Source organism: Thioalkalivibrio sp. ALJ24 (genome assembly GCF_000377785.1).
Classification (GTDB): Bacteria; Pseudomonadota; Gammaproteobacteria; order Ectothiorhodospirales; family Ectothiorhodospiraceae; genus Thioalkalivibrio.
In genome coordinates, this window is record NZ_KB898729.1 from 183,517 (window position 1) to 203,439 (window position 19,923).

Sequence of the window (19,923 nt, forward strand, 5' to 3'; positions counted from 1 at the left end):
GGTTATTGTGACCATCAGCCGAGCAGGCCGCGCAGTACGAAGAAGAACAGGATCGCCAGGATTGCCCCGGCCGGCAGGGTCACGATCCACGACATGAAGATCATGCGCACCAGCCGCAGGTCGATGGCCGCGATCCCGCGGGCCAGCCCCACCCCGAGGATCGCGCCTACCAGGGTGTGAGTGGTGGAGATCGGCAGGCCGGTCCCCGAGGCCAGCACCACGGTGGCGGCCGCGGCCGCAGTGGCGGCATAGCCGCGGCTCGGGGTCAGCTGGGTGATGCCGCTGCCGACCGTGGCGATCACCTTGTGGCCGTAGGTGAACAGGCCGAACACGATCCCGAAGCCGCCCAGCAGCAGCACCCACATCGGCACCAGCGTCTCCGGATCCACCTCGCCGGTCTGGATCACGTCCACCACCGCAGCCAGCGGGCCCACTGCGTTGGCCACGTCGTTGGAGCCCAGGGCAAACGCCATCGCACTGCCAGTGATGATCATCAGTACGCCGAAGACCTTCTCCACGTTGCCGAAGTGCGAGGTCTGTTCGTCGTATTCGCTGCCGTTGAACTGCAGACGGTGGACCGCCAGCGTGCCCGCGACGGTAATCCCGAGGCTGACCACCAGGGCGAGGGAATAGCTCTGGAAGGCGGTCAGTTCGAGGCCGACATGCCGCAGGCCGCGCAGAATGGTCACCAGACTGGTTACCATCGCGGTCAGAAAGATATACAGCGGGGCCCAGCGCTTCGCGTTCTTCAGCGGGTCGACGGTGTCCAGGATCAGGATCTGCACGCTGCGGAACAGCGCGAAGGCGATCATGCCGCCGATCATCGGCGAGAGCACCCAGGAGATGGCAATGGTGCCGACGCGTTCCCAGCGCACCACTTCGAAGCCCAGCCCGACCACCGCAAAGCCGATGATCGCACCGATGATGGAATGCGTGGTCGACACCGGCCAGCCGAAGTGCGAGGCCACCATCAGCCAGGTCCCGGCCGCCGCCAGTGCCGCCAGCATCCCGAAGACCAGCAGGTCCGGACTGTCCGCCAGCAGATCGGAGTCGACCATGCCGCTGCGGATGGTCTGGGTGACCTCGCCCCCGGCCAGCCAGGCACCGGCGAAGACGAAGATCCCGGCCACCACCACCGCCTGGCGGATGGTCAGGGCGCGCGAGCCAACCGAGGTGCCCATGGCATTGGCCACGTCGTTGGCGCCGATGCCCCAGGCCATGAACAGACCGAAGATGACCGCGAGGGCGAGCAGCACAATGCCGTATTCCATGCCGTCTCCCGAGCCTCTCGTTGTGTCGGGTGGTTACTTCGCCAGCATCAGCTGCAGGCGGCTGCCCACGCGCTGTGCCAGGTCGGCGAGATCGCCAATGGAGTCGATCACGCGATACATGAACATCACGCTCACCGGCGGCAGTTCCGTCTCCCGGGCGAACAGCATCTCGCGGACCTCGCGCTGGGCGTCGTCGGCCTCGTGTTCGAGGCTGTCGAGTTTCTGCAGGATGCGATTGACGACCTCGACCTCGTGGCCGCGGAAGCCCGCTTCCACCAGTTCGTCCAGTTCGTTGACCGCGCGACCGGCCTGATCGACGGTGTCCACGCTGCGCTGCAGGAAACGCTGTACCGGTTCCTGCATGTCGTCGGGGAAGCGCATCTGCCGGCCCAGCATCAGGCCGGCGATGTCCTTGGCCTTGTTGGCGATCTGGTCCTGGATGAGGAGGGTGTCGAGGACGTCGCGGCGCGACATGGCGAGCATCAGCCCCTTGGGCAGGTGCAGACGCAGATCCTTCTTCAGGCGGTCGGCGTCGTGTTCGAGCTCGACGATGCGTTCCTGATGGGTACGGGCCGTATCCCAGTCTTCTCGATCCACCGCCTGGATGAAGCGCGGCAGCTCGGCAATGCAGGAGCGGACCTTGTCCATGTGCGCCTGCAGGGGACGCACCGGGGACCGGCCGAACAGCTCGAAGACGAAGTTCTTGGGGCTCATGGCGGCGCGAAGAGTGTCACAGACCTTTAATCTAGCGCAAACCGGCCCGCCGTGCGCGCCGCGCAGTCCTGCGTTACACTGCCGAAAGAGCTGGGGGTGCCCGCGCGTCGCGAAGGCGATGACCGGGCTGAGAGAGTCCCCTTGAACCTGAACCGGTTGATACCGGCGGAGGGAAGCTCGGTCAACGATCTGCTGTACCCGGGGTGTCTGCACCCCGCGATCGCCCTGCCCGCGCTCCCTTCGCCCCACGCGTCGCAGCAGAGGTCCGATCATGAGCGCCATCCCCGAGTCGTTTGCCCGCAAGACCGCCGAGGTCTCCGCCGAGGTTACCCGTCCGTTCCCGAACTCCGAGAAGCGTTACGTCAAGGGTTCGCGCGCGGATATCCGCGTGCCGTATCGCGAGGTCGCGCAGACGCCGACGATGACCTCCGGCACGCCCGAGGAGAACCCGCCGATCCCGGTCTACGACACCTCCGGCCCCTACACCGACCCCGAGGCGAGTATCGATCTGCACCGCGGCCTGGCGGATCTGCGCGGTGCGTGGATCGACGAACGCGGCGACACCGAGTGGCTGGACGGCCCGAGCTCGGAGTACGGCCGCGCCCGCGCCGCCGATCCGGAACTGGCCAGCCTGCGCTTCGAGCACATTCGCCCGCCGCGCCGCGCGCAGGCCGGCGCGAACGTCTCGCAGATGCACTATGCCCGCCAGGGCATCATCACCCCGGAGATGGAGTTCGTCGCGATCCGCGAGAACAACCGCCTGCAGGAACTGCGCGCCGACCCGCGCTACCGGAAGCTGCTGCGGAGCCACGCCGGCGAGTCGTTCGGTGCTTCCATCCCGGACGAGATCACCCCCGAGTTCGTGCGCGACGAGATCGCCCGCGGCCGCGCGATCATCCCCGCGAACATCAACCACCCCGAGCTCGAGCCGATGATCATCGGCCGCAACTTCCGGGTGAAGGTGAACACCAACATCGGCAACTCCGCGGTTACCTCCTCGATCGAGGAGGAGGTGGAAAAGCTCGTCTGGTCCGCGCGCTGGGGCGGCGACACCCTGATGGACCTGTCCACCGGCAAGAACATCCACGAGACCCGCGAGTGGATCCTGCGCAATTCCCCGGTGCCGATCGGCACCGTGCCGATCTACCAGGCGCTGGAGAAGGTCGACGGCAAGCCCGAGGACCTGACCTGGGAGCTGTTCCGCGACACCCTGATCGAGCAGGCCGAACAGGGCGTGGACTACTTCACCATCCACGCCGGCGTGCGCCTGCAGTACGTGCCGCTGACCGCCGAGCGGGTGACCGGCATCGTCTCCCGCGGCGGCTCGATCATGGCCAAGTGGTGCCTGGCGCATCATCAGGAGAACTTCCTCTACACCCACTTCGACGAGATCTGCGAGATCATGCAGGCGTTCGACGTCTCCTTCTCGCTGGGCGACGGCCTGCGCCCCGGCTGCCTGGCCGACGCCAACGACGCCGCCCAGTTCGGCGAGCTGGAGACCCTGGGCGAGCTGACGCAGAAGGCCTGGGAACACGACGTGCAGGTGATGATCGAGGGCCCCGGCCACGTCCCGCTGCAGAAGGTGAAGGAGAACGTCGACAAGGAGCTGGAGGACTGCTTCGAGGCGCCGTTCTACACCCTCGGCCCGCTGGTGACCGACATCGCCCCGGCCTACGACCACATCACCTCCGGCATCGGCGCGGCCAACATCGGCTGGTACGGCACCGCGATGCTCTGCTACGTGACGCCCAAGGAGCACCTGGGCCTGCCCAACAAGCAGGACGTGCGCGACGGCATCATCACCTACAAGATCGCCGCCCACGCCGCCGACCTGGCCAAGGGCTTCCCCGGCGCGCAGCTGCAGGACAACGCCCTGTCCAAGGCACGCTTCGAGTTCCGCTGGGAGGACCAGTTCAACCTGGCGCTGGACCCGGAGCGCGCGCGCGAATTCCACGACGAGACCCTGCCGAAGGAGGCGCACAAGGTCGCCCACTTCTGCTCCATGTGCGGCCCGAACTTCTGCTCGATGAAGATCACCCAGGACGTGCGCGACTACGCCGCGGCCCAGGGGCTTTCCGAACAGGAGGCGCTGGAAAAGGGCATGCAGGAGAAGGCGGTCGAGTTCGTCGAGAAGGGCGCGCAGATCTACCGCGAGGTGTGAGCCGCCGCGTTAGCGGACCTCGATGCGGTTGCGGCCGTTCTTCTTGGCCGCGTACAGGGCCCGGTCGGCACGATCGAAGGTGTCGATCCGGTCCTCGCCGGGGCGGTATTCGGTCACCCCGAAGCTCGCGGTGCGCGGCCCCACGGTGTCGAAGTCGAAGGCATTGATGCGGGCCTGCAGGTCGCGGGCGGCGGCCACGGCCTCGTCGGCCCGGGTCTGCGGCAGCAGTACGAAGAACTCTTCGCCGCCGATCCGCCCCGCGGCGTCCGCCTTTCGCAGGTGGTGGCGCAGCAGGTTGGCGAACTGCTGCAGCACTGCGTCGCCGACGCTGTGGCCCCAGGTGTCGTTGACCGCCTTGAAGTGGTCGACGTCCATCAGGATCACCGAGAACGGCTGGCCGTAGCGCTCGGCGCGGGCGCGCTCCTCCTCGAACCGCTGTTCGATGTGCGCACGGTTCCACAGCGAGGTCAGCGAATCGATCTGCGCGGAATGCGCCAGCTCGCACTGCTGCAGGAACGTGGCCTTGAGCGCGCGTTCCAGGATGAAGGCCGCCAGCCCCCCGAACGAGAAGGCGGCGAGTACCCAGAGCAGATGCAGTTGCACCAGTCCGGTCGGCATCGGAAGCTGGATCGTCGCGGCAATCACCAGGGCGACGATCGCTCCGGCCGAAATCGAGGCCTGGCGCAGGGTCAGTCCCGATATCGCGAAGGTCCATATGATGCTCAGGTAGATCTCGGGGGCGAACACCTGGAACTGCGGCGAGCCGGCATTCAGGTGGAGATTGGCGCCGTTCGCGACCACCGGCGCCAGCATCAGCAGCGCCCACATCCAGCGCTGCATGGAGGCCCGCAGGCTCATCGCCGCCACCACCAGCAGCATGCCCGGGACCAGCAGGGCATGGGCGAACATGCGCAGGCCGGGCGCATCGGCGTCCACCGTCTGTTCGATGACGGCGTACAGCAGATACATCGCGGCGGTCAGAAGCGCGATGTAGCGAACCTGCAGGATGCGAGACGCCCGCAGCCAGGCCGAGAACGCGTGGCGGGTCGCCTCGTCTTCGCCGTAAAGCGGATCCAGTCGGACCCGCAATGGTTGTTCCGTATCCAATGCCACTCCCCGTCGCCTGTCCGGCCTCCGCCACCGGAGTGCCGTTGGGGCGCATGGGCCCACTGCCGGCATGATGCTGATGTTTGCCGACCAGTGTCAGCCCTGCGCGTATTCCTGGCGCCCCAATGACCGCCGGGGGCCAGCGGCGGCGCTCTCGTTCAACGTTTCGACCCCTGCATTCATGCGGGGGAGCGCCGATTCTTTCCTTGCTAGACTCAAGGCCGGCGTCGGTGTTCTGCCGGTGTCCGAACCATGCAAGGGAGACAGAAAGGGGACCCATGAACGAAACCAACAATACGCCCGCGGTGCGGGAGCTGATCGAGCCGCTCTACCGCGGCAAATTCTGGATGCAGCTGATCGGCGTGATGCTGATCCTGTCCGGGGTCGTCACGGCCCTTTCCATCGTCGGGATCATTGTCGCCTGGATCCCGATCTGGGCCGGGGTCGTGCTGATGCAGGCGGCCGGAGGGGTTGGCCGGGCCTACGAGCGGGACGATGTCCTGGAGCTGAAGCACGCGATGGGGCGCCTGCGCACCCACTTCACCATCATGGGTGTACTGCTGCTGATCTACATCCTGCTGATGGTGCTGGGCCTGCTGTTCGGCATTGGAGCGGGGATGATGGGCATGAGCGAGCTGCAGTCGATGTAACCGCCCGGGCCGGGGCCGGCATCGCGCTCCGGCCCCGGTTTTCCCGCGACCAATCTGGGGCGGGGTTTGCCTTTTATGCCTCGCGGGCATAGTTTCTCCGGAGAGTTTCACCGACCAATCCGGAGGTACCGATGACTCGCCCGGCTGTCCTGTTTTTCCTCTGCTCGTTCGTGGCCCCCGCGACCGTCCTGGCCGACTCCGGGACCGACCGTGGCGAGGCCGAGGCCGATGCCTTTACCCGGGCGTACGCGGATGCCTGCGTGGCTCACGCAACGGACCTCCAGGGGCTGCGGGCTGACCACGACGGCGACGAGGCGCTGCGACCGGAGCTTGCGGCTGCGTTCCTTGGTGATCGCGAAGGTGACGCCTGGAGCCTGGACTCCGATGCCGGCCAGCTGGTCCTCGTTCTGCCCGAGGGCGACACCTTCTGTGCGGTCCATGTCCGCGAGGCCGATATCGAACACGCCCGTCAGGCCTTTGTTGATCTGGTGTCCGAGGCCCCGGATCCGATCGAGGCCCGTGAACGGGAGGAGATGGCCGATGCCCTGGCCGGAGACGGGGACACGCGTGTCGTGGTCTGGGAATGGGAGGTGCCGGATGCGCCCCTCAAACAGCGCTACACCCTGAACATGGGCCCCCCGGCAGCGGATGGTCGGGGCCAGATGATGGGCACGTCGGCCCTGCTGCCGGTCGACGACTGATCGTCGCCCCGCTCGCCGGCCACTCGCGCTGGCGGCGGTAATGGATGCGAAAGACAACAACACGGAAGGAAACAGACATGGCAAGTGGACTGGCGAAGGCCGGCGTGGGGGTCGGTGTCGTGGTGCTGGCGGGCGCCGCCTGGGCCGGCGGCGACCGGCTGGTACAGGCACAGGCGCAGGACAGCCTGCAGGAGGCCCTGGAGCGTTTCGAGGCGGATGCGGACGCGGTGGATGAACTCGACATCATCCGGCTCGATTATGATCGCGACACCGGCACCGTCGACTACCGGTTCCGCTATCGACCGGCGCCGGACAGCCCTCTGCACGAGCCGCTCGCCGAGCTGCAGGCCACGCCACAGCCATCGCTGAGCGCCAGCGGCCGGATGGAGGTCGAACGCTACGGGCTGGGGGACTGGGTCACCGGGCGACCGTTCCGTGCCGTAGGCACGCTCCCGTGGGCGAGAGATGTCGCCGATGACCTCCCGGACCTGCGGGAAGACCACTGGGCGACCTTCGAGATCGCCCACCGTCCCGGTGGTGACACCCGCATGCAGTTGCAGGGCACCGGTTATGACGGCGACCTGCTGATGGCTGGCCAGCATCGTATCGGCGAGATCTCCTGGGCGGACTGGGAGGCCTCCGCGCGGTTGGCCGGCGAGGACGGTCTTCAGGCCCTTCATGCGGACTTTCCGCACGCCTGGATCGGCGTGCCCGGCGAGGTGGATCTGCGCATCGACGGCCTGCGCATGCGCGGCGACGATCTGGTGATCGTGGACTCGTTGATGGTCGGGGGAGACACCGAATTTGCACTCGAGCGACTCGAGGGCCAGTTCGACGATGCCGCCTTCCGGATGCACGACCTGGTCCTCGCCGGGATGACCGAGGAGCGTGATGGCCGCTCCCTCAGCGACCTGTCTCTGGCACTGGGCGAGACCCGAATGGAAGGCCTGACCGGTCTGCAGGAATTTCGCGCCGAGCTGCATGTGGATCTTGATGCCGACTCGGTGCGCGCGGCCGGCCGCATCGGTCGCGAGGTCGAGGCGGGCGAGTACGCCCTGGAGGAGATCGACGCGCTTTATCACCAGTGGCTGATGGATACCGCGTCGCACGGCGCCGCTCTGGAGCTGCGGGAGCTGCAGCTGGTCGACGGGGCGGGTGATGCCATGGACGGCCAGCTGAGTCTGCGGGCTGGCGAAATCCCGGAGGCGGCCTGGCAAGGTCCTCAGCTGCTGGAGTATCTCTCCGGCTCGCTGCACGCCGGCGTGGACCGCGGACTGATCCGCACCTCGGTACGCGAGGAGATGGCCGTGCGCAATCCGCACACCGCCGATGGCGAACTTGATCGCGAGGCCGACGAGCTGGTGGCCGCGATCATGCAGGGGGCGCGGGAGTTTCCGCTGTTCACCGTGGAGGATGAACGGGTCCGCCTCGATCTCGAGGTCGAGGAGGGCATGATCGTGGTGGATGGCGAGCCGATGATGGCGATGACAGACCTGATGATGCTGCTGCAGTGACTCGGGTCGGCGCCGCTCGGGGAAACACCGATCGGCGTTTCCCTCAGGCGATCGCGTATTTCTTCATGCGGTAGAGCAGGGTGTCGCGCGTCAGCCCCAGCAGGCGGGCGGCCCGCGACCGGTTGCCTGCGGTCTGCTCCAGGGCCTGGCGGATCAGGTCCATCTCCAGGCGCTCCAGGCTGAGCCCTCCCGGCGGGATCACGAACGGCCCGCCGGCCTGGTCCTGCGGGGTCTGCAGCCAGGAATCGGGCAGATCGCCCGGGTTGACCTCGGTACCGCTCATGAAGATCACGCAGCGCTCGACCAGGTTCTTCAGCTCGCGCACGTTGCCGGGCCAGGGCCACTGGCCGAGCCAGCGCAGCAGTGCCGGCGTGAATCGCGGTGGTTCCACGCCGTGGTGTTCCGCCAGAGCGACGCGGAAGTGTTCCGCGAGGCGGCGCACGTCGCCCTGGCGGCTGCGCAGCGGCGGCATCTCCAGTGGCACCACCTGCAGGCGATAGTACAGGTCGGCGCGGAAACGCCCGTCGGCCACGCGCTGCTGCAGGTCCTGGTGGGTCGCGGCGATCACGCGCACGTCGACGTGCTCCGCCTCGGCCGCGCCCAGCGGCTGGCACTCCCCGTTTTCCAGAAAGCGCAGCAGCTTGGCCTGGGCCCCGGCCGGGAGTTCGGCGATCTCGTCGAGCAGCAGCGTGCCGCCATGTGCCTGGCGCACCAGCCCGGGTTGATGGTCGTTCGCGCCGGTGAAGGCCCCGCGGCGGTGGCCGAACAGCTCGGACTCGACCAGCTCTTCGGGCAGGGCGGCGCAGTTGACCGTGATCAGCGGTCCGTCCGGGCGCCGGCTGCGGGCATGGATGTGACGCGCCAGATGTTCCTTGCCGGTCCCGCTCTCGCCCAGCACCAGCACCGTGGCATCGGTGGCCGCCACCATGCTGGCCTGACGCAGCACGGCCTGCAGCTCGGGCGAGCTGCCCACGAAATGCTCGGCGGTATTTTCGGCTGATCCGACCAACATCTCCTCCCGGCTGTCAGACGTTTGCGGCATGACTGCATAGCCTGCCCCAGAGTCCGTGCCCGGGCAAGGGAATCGGGTTCGCAGCTGCGGCGTTTAACCCATCCGTGGCGGCAAATCCCGCATCCATCCCGAGGGATGCCGCGTGTCCGTGCCGGTTCCGGCCACCTCCGGTGGTGTTTCCAATGGCGCTTCGAGCGCCGCAGTCCGCCATTCCGGTCTCCCGTTCCTTGTTTGTGCCCGTACCTGGCCCGGTGCTTGCTGACGAGTCGCTCGCACGACGCCAATGACAAGAACAAGGACGGAGAGAAATCATGAAGCATTCGCACAGATTCCGGTGCCGCTGGGTTCCCCTGGTGATCGCCGGTGTCGCGGCCGCGCCCGTGGCGGCCGAAGGGCCTTCTGCGCCGCAGGCCGGGGATCCGGCGCGGCTGGCCCCGGTGGTGGTAACGGTTCCCGCCATGGAGGGGCCCGGGCGGGTCAGTACCGATCCGCGCCAGCCCCGGCTTCCGTTGCCGGCGCATGATGGCGGGGCGTATCTGGCCTCCATCCCCGGATTCGTGACCAGCCGCAAGGGCGGTACCAGTGGCGATCCGGCCCTGCGAGGCCTGGGGGGCTCGCGACTGTCGCTGCTGCTGGACGACGATCCGGTGCTGGGCGGCTGCGGCGGGCGCATGGACCCGCCCACCGCGTATGCCTATCCGCAGGCCTTTGACCGCATCGAGGTGAGCAAGGGTCCGCAGAGCGTGCGCCATGGTGCCGTGTCGGGCGGTACGGTGCGTTTCGAGCGGGACGCCCCGGTGTTCACGGAGGCCGGGGAGGTGATCGGATTTGCGGGCCTGACCGTCGGGCGTTTCGATCGCACCGACCTGGTCGCGGATGTGGCGACCGGGTCCTCCGCAGGCTATCTGCGTGCCATCGGCACCTTCTCGGATCAGGACGATTACCGCGACGGCGATGGCAACGAGGTCCACTCTCGGTATTCCCGCTGGAGTGGCACCGGGATCGCCGGCTGGCGCCCCGACGAGCAGACCCTCATTGAGTTCACGTATGACCGTTCCGACGCGGAGGCCGCCTACGACGACCGTGGCATGGACGGCGTGCGCTTCGACCGCACCGGCTACAGCCTTGCGCTGACCCGCGACGACCTCGCGCCCTGGTTCGAGACCCTGGAGGCGCGGGTGTTCCGCAACGAGATCGACCATGTCATGGACAACTACACCCTGCGGGAGCCGCCGGACATGGCCATGGTCAGCTACCCCGAACGCATCACCGAAGGGGCGCGGGTGGCCGGGGATTTCCTTTTGCCGCAGGACATGGCCCTGCATGCCGGGTTCGATTACAGCCGTAACCGCCACAGCGGCAACCGCCTGATGGGGTCGGACGCCTTCGGGTGGCGTGATGTCGCCCGCGAGGATACCGCGCAATTCCGCGATGCGGGGGTGTTCGGCGAGCTCGAGATCCCGTTGGATGCGCGGCGCCGCGTGGTGAGCGGCCTGCGGGTTGACCGGACCCGGGCCGAGGCGCAGCGGGACGGTTTTGGTGGCGCCAGCGACGGCGACCGCGAGCGTGCGACCGCCACCAGCGGTTTCCTGCGCTACGAACAGGAGCAGGCGCAGCGGCCGCTGGCCTGGCACGTCGGTGTCGGGCGTTCGGAGCGTGCGGCGGATTTCTGGGAGCGCCGACGGGTGTTCGATCTGGATACCGAGGTCCTGACCCAGCTGGATGCGGGCATTGCCTGGAGCGGGCCGCGTGTGCGTGCCTCGCTGTCCGGCTTCTACGGCGAATTCGACGACTACATCCTGGTCGCGGACCCCGACGAGCGTACGCGCAACGTGGACGCCCGGACCTGGGGCTTTGAAGCGGACGCCGCCTGGGAGCTGACATCGGCGTGGACCGCGAACGCGAGTGCCGCCTGGGTGCGCTCGCAGAACACCACGGACGACGTGCCCCTGGCGCAGACCCCGCCGGCGGAGGCGACGCTGGGTGCGGAGTATGCGTCGGGGATGCATTTCGGCGGGCTGCAGGTGCGCGGCGTGATGCGTCAGGACCGCATCCACGAGGATCACGGTACGATCTACAGCCTGGACACCGAAGAAACCCCGGGCTTTGCCACCGTCGCGCTGTACGGCGGCGTGGAGCTGTTCGGGAACTCGAAGCTGACCGTGGGCGTGGACAACCTGTTCGATCGCACCTACAGCGAGCACATCCAGCGCGGCAGTGCCGAACTGGGAGCGGCCACCCGGCCGGTCAACGAACCCGGGCGCACCGTCTGGGCCCAGTGGAACGTGGAATTCTGAGAAACGGAGACAAGTACATGAAACCGACGCTGCAATCTTTTCTGCCCGGTCGTACCGCCCTGGTCGGGCTAGTCTGGCTCGCGCTCGCAACCGCCGGCGCGCAGGCGGGCGACCGTGAGCATGATGCCGACGGATCCTACGCCTGCGACTGCCCCGAGGGCCTGGAGATCGTGTCCGAGCCCTGGGTGCGCATGATGCCGCCGGGCATGGGTTCCACCGCGGCTTACCTGACGCTGGCCAATCGGACCGACGAGGACATCGACCTGGTCCGGGGCGAATCGCCGGTGGCCGGGGTCACCGAACTGCATGACCATGTGCAGGACGATGCGGGCGTGATGCGCATGCGCGAGGTTGAAGCCATCACCATCCCGGCCGGCGGCGAGACCGCACTGGAACCGGGCGGCCTGCACGTGATGCTGATCGATCTGCACGCACCCCTCGAGCGGGCTCAGCGCGTGTCGGTGACCCTGGAGACCGACGCCGGAGACACCATGGAATTCGAGGCCCGGGTCCGGGATGCCGAAACCGACGGCATGGGGCATGGCCACGGGGGCGGGCACCACGGGCACTGATTCGGCACACCGATCCGGGTTTGTTTGATCCAGATCGTTGTGCCCCCTTGCCGGGTGTGAGCATACTCCGGCCCGGACGTCCTTTGCCGGGGGGAGTATGAGCGACGATTCGGAAGGTGCTTGCCAGGCTCGCGGCCGCAACGGGCCGCAGGGGACAATGCTGTTCCAGCGCGGGGAGATGCCCGAGGCCCCGCCGGCGCCGGCCGGCACCCACGAGGTCGGGGACAGCGATCTCCCGGTGCTCGTCGGCGTGAACGAGCCGTTCCAGCAGCAGCGACTGCCCATGCGCCCCGGACGGCATTCCCTCGGGCGGCAGTCCGATAACGACATCGTGCTGCAGGAGCCGAGCGTCTCGTCGCAGCACGCCTGGGTCATCAACGACGGGGGCGCCTGCCGAGTGATGAACCTGCTGTCCACCAACGGGACCTGGGTCAACGACGAACGCATCCACGAGGCGACCCTGAAGGAGGGTGACCGGGTGCGTTTCGGGTCGGCGGAGTTCGTGTTCCATCATCGCGATCACGCCGGCGTCGGGCTGCCGAGTGCCGAGAGAACCGTGCGCTGGCGGCCCTGGGTCATCGGCGGACTGGCCGTGCTGGCGGTCGCGGCCCTCATCCGGGTCGGGCTGGAGGTCCTCGCCTGATCCATGCGGCGTCTGGGCCGTTATGAAGTGGGCGAAGAGCTGGGCCGTGGTGCGATGGCGACGGTCCATCAGGGATACGACCCACAGATCCGTCGCACCCTCGCCATCAAGATCCTGCATGACGATTACGCCTGCGATCCGGAGTACCGCCAGCGCTTTCTGACCGAGGCCCGCGCGGCGGGGACGCTGACCCATCCCGGGATCGTCACCATCTTCGACGTCGGCGAGGCCGAGGGGCGGCCTTTCATCGCCATGGAACTGGTGGACGGGCTGACGCTGGAGGCCTATGCCGAGCAGTTCCGGCCGCTGCTGCTGCGCAATGTCCTCAAGGTCGCGCAGCAGCTGGCGGAGGCCCTGGACTATGCCCATCGCCACGGGGTGATCCATCGCGACATCAAGCCCGAAAACATCCTGGTCACCAGTGCCACGGTCAATATCAAGGTGATGGACTTCGGCATCGCCGAGACCCTGTTCGATCCGGAATGGCACGCCAGCGACCATTTCGCTTCCGCCGGCACCCCGCACTACATGGCCCCCGAGCTGGTGAGCGGCGGCGGTGCCGACAACCGGAGCGATCTCTGGTCCATGGGCGTGGTGCTCTACGAGCTGCTCACCGGTCATCGCCCGTTTCTGGATGGTGAAACCGGCCGGGTCCTGCAACGCGTGCTGGGGGAACCGGTCCCGGAACCGCGGCCCATCGTCCCCGACTGCCCCGCCGACCTGGTGGCCGTGGTCCGGCGACTGCTGGAACGGGATCCGGCGAAGCGTTATCAGTCCGCGGCCGAGCTGCTGGTGGACCTGCAGCGTATCGACGAAGAGCGGGCCGAGCGCGAACGGGCCGGGGTCGGGCGCCGTATCGTCCCGTTGCGCCTGCGCTGGACCGCCGTGATGGGGGGCATCGTGGCCATAACCCTGGCCATGGGCGCCTACCTGGTGCAGCAGAAGCAGAACGAGGTGATGACCGATCTCGCGTTCGACTACGGCTCCACGCTGGCCGGGACCATTGCCTGGGAGAGCGCCGAGGACCTGCTGCTGGAGGACTCCATCGCGATGCAGGCACGGCTGCACGACATGCAGGCCAACCGCGAGATCGAACTGCTTTCGGTCAGCGATCGCCACGGCCGCATCGTGGCCAGTTCCGACGCGGATGATCTCGGCGAACCTCGTCGCGAGCCACCCGGCGACGCACTGCTGCTCAGCCGCGAGGGGCAATCCGTATGGTCGGCTGCGGGGCCGGATGGCAGCGAGGTGATCCTGTTCGAGGCCCCCGTGCGTTTCCAGGACTTCGAGCTGGGGCATCTGCAGGTGGCGCTCAGTACCGTCTCGCTGCGGGACGCCGGGCGCACGACCATGGTAGCGCTGTCTCTGCTGACGGTGGTGACCGTGCTGGCGGTGCTGCTGGGGATGTACGTGTTTGCCCGGCGCCTGCAGGTGCCGCTGGAGACCCTGCGCGGCGCGCTGGACCAGATTGCCCAGGGGCGGCTGGATACGCGCATCCGGGTGCGGCGGCGGGACGATTTCGAGCGGGTGTTCTCCGCCTACAACGTGATGGCCGATTCGCTGGAGGCCCGGGTGAAGCGAGCCCCCGCCGAGCGGGGGCCGCGCGATCAAGGAGAGGATTCCGCCGCGACCCGAACCCTCCCCGTGCCGCCGCCGTCGCGGAAATCCGGGAAGACCGGTCGCCGGTAAATCAGTCCAGCGCCTCCAGCCGGCGTTTCAGTTCCAGTGCCCGCAGCCGGTAGCCCTGCGCGGATTCGAAATCCGGGTCCAGTTCCAGCGTCGCGTCCCACAACTCGATCGCACGTTCGAGGTTCTGGTTGCGGTAATGGACGATCGCTGCCGAATGCAGGCGCTCCGCGCGGTCACGCCGGAGTTCGGACAGCTCGGAGCGCGCCGGTTCGCCTTCGGGGTCGGCCTCCCGCGCCCGTTCCAGTGGTTCGATCGCCGGGTCGTCGTCACCGTGCTTCGCGGAGCCGCCGTCGGCCCCGGCGTCCAGGGCCTGCAACTGTTCGTCCAGGTCCGGCGCATGCTCGGGTTCGTCGGTGTCTTCGCGATCCGGTACCTGCGGGACCCGCAGCTCCTGCCCTACGGTCAGGTGCCCGGGCCGGTTGATGTCGTTCAGTCGTGCCAGGGCAACGAACCGTGTCGCATCGCCGGCATAGCGCCGCGCGATCAGCCCCAGGGTGTCCCCGGACTCCACCGTGTGTACGGTCTCGCCCTCGGCCACCAGGGTCTCGGGGTCGCGTTCCAGCTGTTCGCGCAGCGAACGCGCCACGGGGTCGTCCGGCTGGTCTTCCAGGTGGTGATCCAGTCCGGTCTCCGCGCGCTCCCAGTCCCCGGCCTGCAGCCAGCGCAGGATCTCTGCCAGGGAGGAGCCCTCGCCGGCGTCTTCTTCGTCGGCCTCTGGTGCCGCCGTCGGGTCCGTCTGCCCGGTTTCTTCCTTTGGTTCCGCGGCCTCCTCCAGGAGGGCGCAGCCGCCCGTCCACGCAAGCGCGGCGAGCAGAACGGCGGTCAGGGGCCAACGACGGACATCCATGCGAAGGTTCAGTGATGTGGTGGATTGCATGACGCGCGTGGGTGTTGGCATTCGGGTGTCGGCTCTCACGCGCCGCCAACCGGCCACAGCAGGATTGCGAGCACGGCCAGCAGGAGCAGGCCGCCCACCAGGATCAAGGGCAGAAACGACCCGCCGCGCAGGCGATAGAGCCCCTGTGGCGGCGCGGCGCGCCATGCGGCCACGGCGATGTTGTCACCCCGCGGGCCACCGCGCCGCGCCGCGACCTGCACCGCATCCTCGAGGGTGGCGGGCAGGTCGTCGGCCAGCAGCAGGCCGGCCATCTCGTCGGGCTTCACCTGTTCCCAGAACCCGTCGGTGCACAGCAGAAACGCGGAGTCCGGGGCCAGCCGGCCATGACCGTTTTCCAGACGCAGGCCACCGGGCATGCCCAGCGCCGCGAGCAGGTGGTTCTGTTCCGGATGGGTGGCCATCTCTTCTTCGCGGATCAGCCCGGCGTCGAACAGTTCCTGGACCCGCGAGTGGTCGCGGGTACGTTCGATCAGGCGGGGGCCGCGGAAATGCAGCAGACGGCTGTCGCCACAGTGCACCCACCAGGCTTCCCCCTCGCTGACCAGCAGCAGTACCAGCGTGGTCCCGGGCGGTGCGATGTCATCGGTGATTTCGGCGCGCAGGGCCTCGTGTGCCGCGCGGGCCGTGGACTCCAGCCACCGGGCCGGACGCGCCGGGGTGCCGTTGCAGGCGTCCCAGTGGGCCTCCACTGCCGCAATGGCCGTGCGCGAGGCCCAGGCGCCGGCCGCGTGCCCGCCCATGCCATCGGCGACCGCCAGCAGGGCCCGGCGACCGTCGGGCGAGGCGCGCACCGTAACGGCGTCCTGCTGTTCGTGGCGTGCCCCGATATCGCTTGCAAAGGCAGTTTCCATGCGGTGTCCGGCGGGAGAGTCGGTGGCCCCGCTCATGATGCCGGTTCCGCGCCCCGGGCAACAGCCTGCGCCGGCGGCACCCGGTCAGCCGGTGGCGCCCAGCCAGAATTCGATGGAGCGCCCGAGGAACTCCTCGGAGGTCATGTAGTGCGAGCCGTCACAGGAGAAGGTCAGGCTGACCATGCCGTTGAACAGGTTGAGCGAGGCCGAACGCAGGTAAACCGTCTCGTCGGCAAAGCGCAGGGTCCGCAGGCCTTCCAGTACGCGGGCGATGTCCGTCCTCGGGATCAGGGCCTCCTCGGGATAGGGCTCGTGGGGGAAGGCGAGACAGACATCCGGGTCGGCCAGCGATTCGTGGGTGAGGATGCGGTAGCGGTAGGGATCCTCGGTGGTCCACAGGGTCGCGCGCGAACTGGAGAAGTGGAACACCCCCTGAAACACGCCGCGTTCGGTGAACAGTTCCTCCAGGATTGCCATGGCCGAATCCATGTTGCGGTCCATCAGGCTCTCGGTGCGGCTCTGCTGGAACAGCGTCCCGCGGATCGAGGGGTCTCCCTTGATCTGGCGCCACTCGCTGGATTCCTCGTACAGGTCCCCCGACAGGTCGGGCAGGTTGCGCAGGTCGAAATCCGCGCCCAGAAAGCCCAGTGCCCGGCCCTCTCCGTCACGTACCAGCTGCAGCGCGGTCAGCGACGGGCGGCGCCCCAGCAGGCTGACGTAGGCCTCCGAAAGCAGGAATCCGTCGGCCGGCACGGCCTCCTTCATGTACGGGCGCTGCGAGCGGTCGCGCCCGAAGTGTTCCGGCAGGACACCACTGCGCGAGACGTTGTCGGAGAGCTGGATCCCCTCGGTATTCAGCGCATACATGAAGGTGGCTTCGGGGATCTGCCGAATGCCCTCCTCGAGGATGGAGTCCAGCGCTCCCCGCGCGGGCCAGGCCGGGGCCAGCCGTGTGGCGAGGATGCGCAGCGGTTCGTGCAGGCGTTCCTCCAGCGATTCCCGCTGGTGCTCGATGGCCTGTTTCAGTTCCCTCATGGTGCGGTTCGGTCCCTTTTGGTGCGCGACGGATTATCCCTGAACCGCCATGGCGGTGTCGTGACGGCCACTGCCGTGGCCCGTCCTTTCCTTCATTGCTCCACTCAGCAGGATCCGTGCCCGCGCCCGCCGATCCGGCGCGGCCCGGGCGCGTTTCAGGAGCGCGGATCCTTGCGTCGGCGCGAACGGCGCCAGAGCCAGCCGCCCACCCCGACCAGCGCGACCACCAGTAACGCCAGGGGCCATACGTGCTCGGGCGAACTGAGATAGTGGAGCAGGGAATGCCCGTCGCCATGGCCGTGGCCGGGGTGGGCGAGGGCCGGGGCGCTGGTCAGGGCGAGGATGGTGAAGGCAAGGCTGCGCAGCATCATGTGCATCTCTCCGGTTGGTGCGGTTCCGTATCCCACGATAGCCTGCTGCGGCCGTCGCGTCAGCGCGCCCGGTCCTGCCCGGTGGCCTGTCGAAGTCAGCAGATGCGGGGCAACTGCTCACCGGCCGGCAGGATCAAGCGGCGTTCCACGCCCGTGGCGAGGCGTCGGATGACCGCGGGCTCGCCCGCCTCGGCCTGGCCGATGGCGACGGCACCGGCCGTCTCCGGTCGTGACCGCAGCACACCCAGTGCCTGTTCGGCCGCGGGTTCCGGCACGGCGGCCAGGAAGCGGCCCTCCGAAGCGCTGTGCAGCGGGTCCAGCCCGAGGATCTCGCAGGCCCCGCGCACGTCCTCGCGCACCGGGATGGCCGCATCGTCCAGCACCAGACGGCAGCCGGAGGCTTCGGCCAGTTCCTGCAGCGCGGCGACGGTGCCGCCGCGGGTGGGGTCGCGCAGCGCATGCACGGGCACGTCGGCTGCCAGCAGCGCGGCCACCGCGCCGGCGACCGGCTCGCTGTCGCTGGGGATCGGCGGGTCCAGTCCCAGGTCCTCGCGTGCGGCGAGGATGGCGACGCCATGACGGCCCAGATCGCCACTGGCCAGCAGCACGTCGCCCGGCCGGATCGCATCCGGTGCGATCCGCACTCCCTCCGGTGCGACGCCGACCCCGCTGGTGTTGAGGTAGGCCCCGTCGCCGTGACCGGCCTCGACCACCTTGGTATCGCCGGCCACCACCTGCACACCACATTCTTCGGCGGCCACGCGTACGGAGCCGAGGATCTGCCACAGATCCTCCAGCGGAAGCCCTTCCTCCAGGATCAGGCCCAGTGTCAGCCACAGCGGCCGCGCCCCGGCCATCGCCAGGTCGTTGACCGTGCCGTGTACCGCGGTGCGGCCGATGTCGCCACCGGGAAAGAACAGGGGCCGCACCACGAAGCTGTCGGTGGTCATGGCCAGACGTCCGCCCGGGATGTCGAGCACCGCCGCATCGGGGGCGCCGCAGGCCCGTGCGCCCAGCGCCGGCAGGATGACCTCGTCCAGCAGCTTTGCCTGCAGCCGGCCCCCGCCACCATGCGCCAGCCGCACGACCTCGGTGGTCATGTCTCGCCCCGGTAGTGCAGGTAGGCGGCGCAGGCCCCCTCGGAGGACACCATCGGCGCGCCCAGCGGGGTGTCCGGGGTGCACTCGCGGCCGAAGGCCGGGCAGTCAGTCGGGCGGCGCAGTCCGCGCAGGACCTCGCCGGCAATGCAGGGCCCGTCCGCCCCGGTCGCGGGGGCCGCGACCCCGAAACGGACGACGGCATCGAAGCGGGCGTAGGCCGGGCGCAGGCCCAGTCCGCTGGCGGGCAGGCGGCCCATGCCGCGCCACTCGCGTTCCACCGGCTCGAATACGCGGGCGACCGCATCGCGCGCGGCGGCGTTGCCGTCGTCGCGGGCGGCCCGGTCGTAGCGGTTCTCGACCCGGGCCTCGCCGCGCTCCAGCTGCTCCACGCAGGCCCGGATTCCGGCCAGCAGGTCCACCGGCTCGAAGCCCGTCACCACGATGGGCACCCGGAAACGCTCGGTGATCGTCCGGTAGACGGTTGCACCTTCCACCGTGCAGACGTGTCCGGCGGCGAGAAAGCCCTGGATGCGGCTGTCCGGGTCGGTCAGCAGGGCCTCCATCGCCGGCGGCACCAGCGAGTGCGAGACCAGCAGCGACAGGTTGGACAGCCCCAGGGCCTCGGCCTGCAGCACCGCGATCGCGGCGGCCGGCGCAGTGGTCTCGAAGCCCACCGCCAGCAGCACCACCTCGCGCTGCGGGTGTTCGCGTGCCAGGGCGACCGCATCCAGCGGCGAGTAGATCACGCGCACATCGCCGCCGGCCGCGCGCGCCGCGTTCAGGTCGCCCAGCGCGCCGGGCACCCGCAGCATGTCGCCGAAGGTGCACAGCATCACCTCCGGCCGGCGGGTCAGCTGCACGGCCTGGTCCAGGGTCTCGGTGGGCGTCACGCAGACCGGACAGCCGGGCCCGTGGAGCAGCTCGACCGTGTCCGCCAGCAGGTCGTCCAGCCCGTGGCGCAGGATCGCGTGGGTCTGGCCGCCGCAGACCTCCATCAGCGTCCAGCGTCGGCTGCAGGCCGCACGGATCGCCTCGACCTGCTGCAGGATCAGCGCCGGATCGCGGTATTCGTCCAGGTGCCTCACGGGTCCTCCGGGGCGGGCGGCGCATGCTCGGGGATCTCGCGCAGCGCGGCCAGCGTACGTTCCGCCGCGGCCTCGTCGATGGTGGCGATCGCGATGCCGGCATGCACCAGCACGTAGTCGCCGGGCCCGGCCTCCGGGGTGCAGGCAAGCGACACCGTGCGCGCGACCCCGCCGAACCGCACCTGCGCCTGGCGGAACAGCGGATCGTCGCCCTCCACCGAGTCGATAAGGCCGGGGATCGCAAGGCACATG

19 protein-coding genes and 1 riboswitch are annotated in these 19,923 nt (G+C 68.7%); of the genes, 8 read left to right on the forward strand and 11 right to left on the reverse strand.

What is annotated here, in order from left to right:
* Positions 1-14 precede the first annotated feature (14 nt).
* The gene (locus D571_RS0109595) at positions 15-1,271 is read right to left on the reverse strand and encodes an inorganic phosphate transporter (RefSeq protein ID WP_018936470.1); all 1,257 of its coding nucleotides are present in this window, start codon (positions 1,269-1,271) and stop codon (positions 15-17) included.
* Between the two features lie 33 nt (positions 1,272-1,304).
* On the reverse strand, positions 1,305-1,985 hold the full coding sequence (locus D571_RS0109600; protein ID WP_018936471.1) for a TIGR00153 family protein: 681 nt from the start codon (positions 1,983-1,985) through the stop codon (positions 1,305-1,307).
* A gap of 82 nt (positions 1,986-2,067) precedes the next feature.
* Positions 2,068-2,176, forward strand: a riboswitch (TPP riboswitch).
* A gap of 80 nt (positions 2,177-2,256) precedes the next feature.
* On the opposite strand from D571_RS0109600, the gene thiC reads away from it, so the two are divergent.
* Positions 2,257-4,146, forward strand: coding sequence for a phosphomethylpyrimidine synthase ThiC (thiC, locus tag D571_RS0109605; protein WP_018936472.1), 1,890 nt, complete (start codon positions 2,257-2,259; stop codon positions 4,144-4,146).
* 9 nt (positions 4,147-4,155) lie between these two features.
* Here thiC and D571_RS0109610 read toward each other — a convergent pair whose 3' ends face one another.
* Positions 4,156-5,223, reverse strand: coding sequence for a diguanylate cyclase (locus tag D571_RS0109610; RefSeq protein ID WP_026287754.1), 1,068 nt, complete (start codon positions 5,221-5,223; stop codon positions 4,156-4,158).
* Between the two features lie 308 nt (positions 5,224-5,531).
* Between D571_RS0109610 and D571_RS0109615 the strand changes: the two genes are divergently transcribed.
* The 3 genes from D571_RS0109615 (at position 5,532) to D571_RS0109625 (ending at position 8,118) form a co-directional block, all read left to right on the forward strand.
* Entirely contained in the window at positions 5,532-5,903 is a 372-nt protein-coding gene (locus D571_RS0109615) for a DUF5362 family protein (protein ID WP_018936474.1), read from the forward strand.
* Positions 5,904-6,034: 131 nt separating this feature from the next.
* Positions 6,035-6,604: a hypothetical protein gene (locus D571_RS0109620; protein ID WP_018936475.1), complete on the forward strand. Its 570-nt coding sequence runs from the start codon at positions 6,035-6,037 to the stop codon at positions 6,602-6,604.
* A gap of 77 nt (positions 6,605-6,681) precedes the next feature.
* Positions 6,682-8,118: a DUF945 family protein gene (locus D571_RS0109625; RefSeq protein WP_018936476.1), complete on the forward strand. Its 1,437-nt coding sequence runs from the start codon at positions 6,682-6,684 to the stop codon at positions 8,116-8,118.
* A gap of 43 nt (positions 8,119-8,161) precedes the next feature.
* Here D571_RS0109625 and D571_RS0109630 read toward each other — a convergent pair whose 3' ends face one another.
* Positions 8,162-9,130: a sigma-54-dependent Fis family transcriptional regulator gene (locus D571_RS0109630; protein WP_018936477.1), complete on the reverse strand. Its 969-nt coding sequence runs from the start codon at positions 9,128-9,130 to the stop codon at positions 8,162-8,164.
* 311 nt (positions 9,131-9,441) lie between these two features.
* On the opposite strand from D571_RS0109630, the gene D571_RS0109635 reads away from it, so the two are divergent.
* From D571_RS0109635 to D571_RS0109650, 4 genes are all read left to right on the forward strand, one after another.
* On the forward strand, positions 9,442-11,427 hold the full coding sequence (locus D571_RS0109635; protein WP_018936478.1) for a TonB-dependent copper receptor: 1,986 nt from the start codon (positions 9,442-9,444) through the stop codon (positions 11,425-11,427).
* A 17-nt stretch (positions 11,428-11,444) separates the two neighbouring features.
* Positions 11,445-11,999 (forward strand): copper chaperone PCu(A)C, encoded by a 555-nt coding sequence (locus D571_RS0109640; protein ID WP_018936479.1) that lies wholly within the window; start codon positions 11,445-11,447, stop codon positions 11,997-11,999.
* Positions 12,000-12,096: 97 nt separating this feature from the next.
* Positions 12,097-12,642, forward strand: coding sequence for an FHA domain-containing protein (locus D571_RS0109645; RefSeq protein ID WP_026287755.1), 546 nt, complete (start codon positions 12,097-12,099; stop codon positions 12,640-12,642).
* 3 nt (positions 12,643-12,645) lie between these two features.
* Positions 12,646-14,331 carry a serine/threonine-protein kinase gene (locus D571_RS0109650; protein ID WP_018936481.1) on the forward strand — a complete coding sequence of 562 codons (1,686 nt, stop codon included), beginning with the start codon at positions 12,646-12,648 and terminating at the stop codon, positions 14,329-14,331.
* Between the two features lies 1 nt (position 14,332).
* On the opposite strand, the gene D571_RS0109655 is transcribed toward D571_RS0109650, so the two are convergent.
* The 7 genes from D571_RS0109655 to D571_RS0109685 form a co-directional block, all read right to left on the reverse strand.
* Positions 14,333-15,178 carry a LysM peptidoglycan-binding domain-containing protein gene (locus D571_RS0109655; protein ID WP_018936482.1) on the reverse strand — a complete coding sequence of 282 codons (846 nt, stop codon included), beginning with the start codon at positions 15,176-15,178 and terminating at the stop codon, positions 14,333-14,335.
* Between the two features lie 65 nt (positions 15,179-15,243).
* Complete coding sequence (locus D571_RS0109660; protein ID WP_026287756.1) at positions 15,244-16,080, reverse strand: PP2C family serine/threonine-protein phosphatase; 837 nt, start codon at positions 16,078-16,080, stop codon at positions 15,244-15,246.
* Positions 16,081-16,164: 84 nt separating this feature from the next.
* Positions 16,165-17,115, reverse strand: a complete 951-nt coding sequence (locus D571_RS0109665; RefSeq protein ID WP_018936484.1) for a PDC sensor domain-containing protein — start codon at positions 17,113-17,115, stop codon at positions 16,165-16,167.
* Positions 17,116-17,270: 155 nt separating this feature from the next.
* Positions 17,271-17,486 carry a hypothetical protein gene (locus tag D571_RS0109670; protein WP_018936485.1) on the reverse strand — a complete coding sequence of 72 codons (216 nt, stop codon included), beginning with the start codon at positions 17,484-17,486 and terminating at the stop codon, positions 17,271-17,273.
* A gap of 95 nt (positions 17,487-17,581) precedes the next feature.
* Complete coding sequence (gene hypE / locus D571_RS0109675; protein ID WP_018936486.1) at positions 17,582-18,586, reverse strand: hydrogenase expression/formation protein HypE; 1,005 nt, start codon at positions 18,584-18,586, stop codon at positions 17,582-17,584.
* A complete protein-coding gene (gene hypD, locus D571_RS0109680) occupies positions 18,583-19,671 on the reverse strand; it encodes a hydrogenase formation protein HypD (RefSeq protein WP_018936487.1) in 1,089 nt (362 codons plus the stop codon). Before hypD ends, hypE begins: the two co-directional genes overlap by 4 nt.
* Positions 19,668-19,922 carry a HypC/HybG/HupF family hydrogenase formation chaperone gene (locus D571_RS0109685; RefSeq protein ID WP_018936488.1) on the reverse strand — a complete coding sequence of 85 codons (255 nt, stop codon included), beginning with the start codon at positions 19,920-19,922 and terminating at the stop codon, positions 19,668-19,670. The genes hypD and D571_RS0109685 overlap by 4 nt, the downstream gene beginning before the upstream one ends.
* Position 19,923 lies beyond the last annotated feature (1 nt).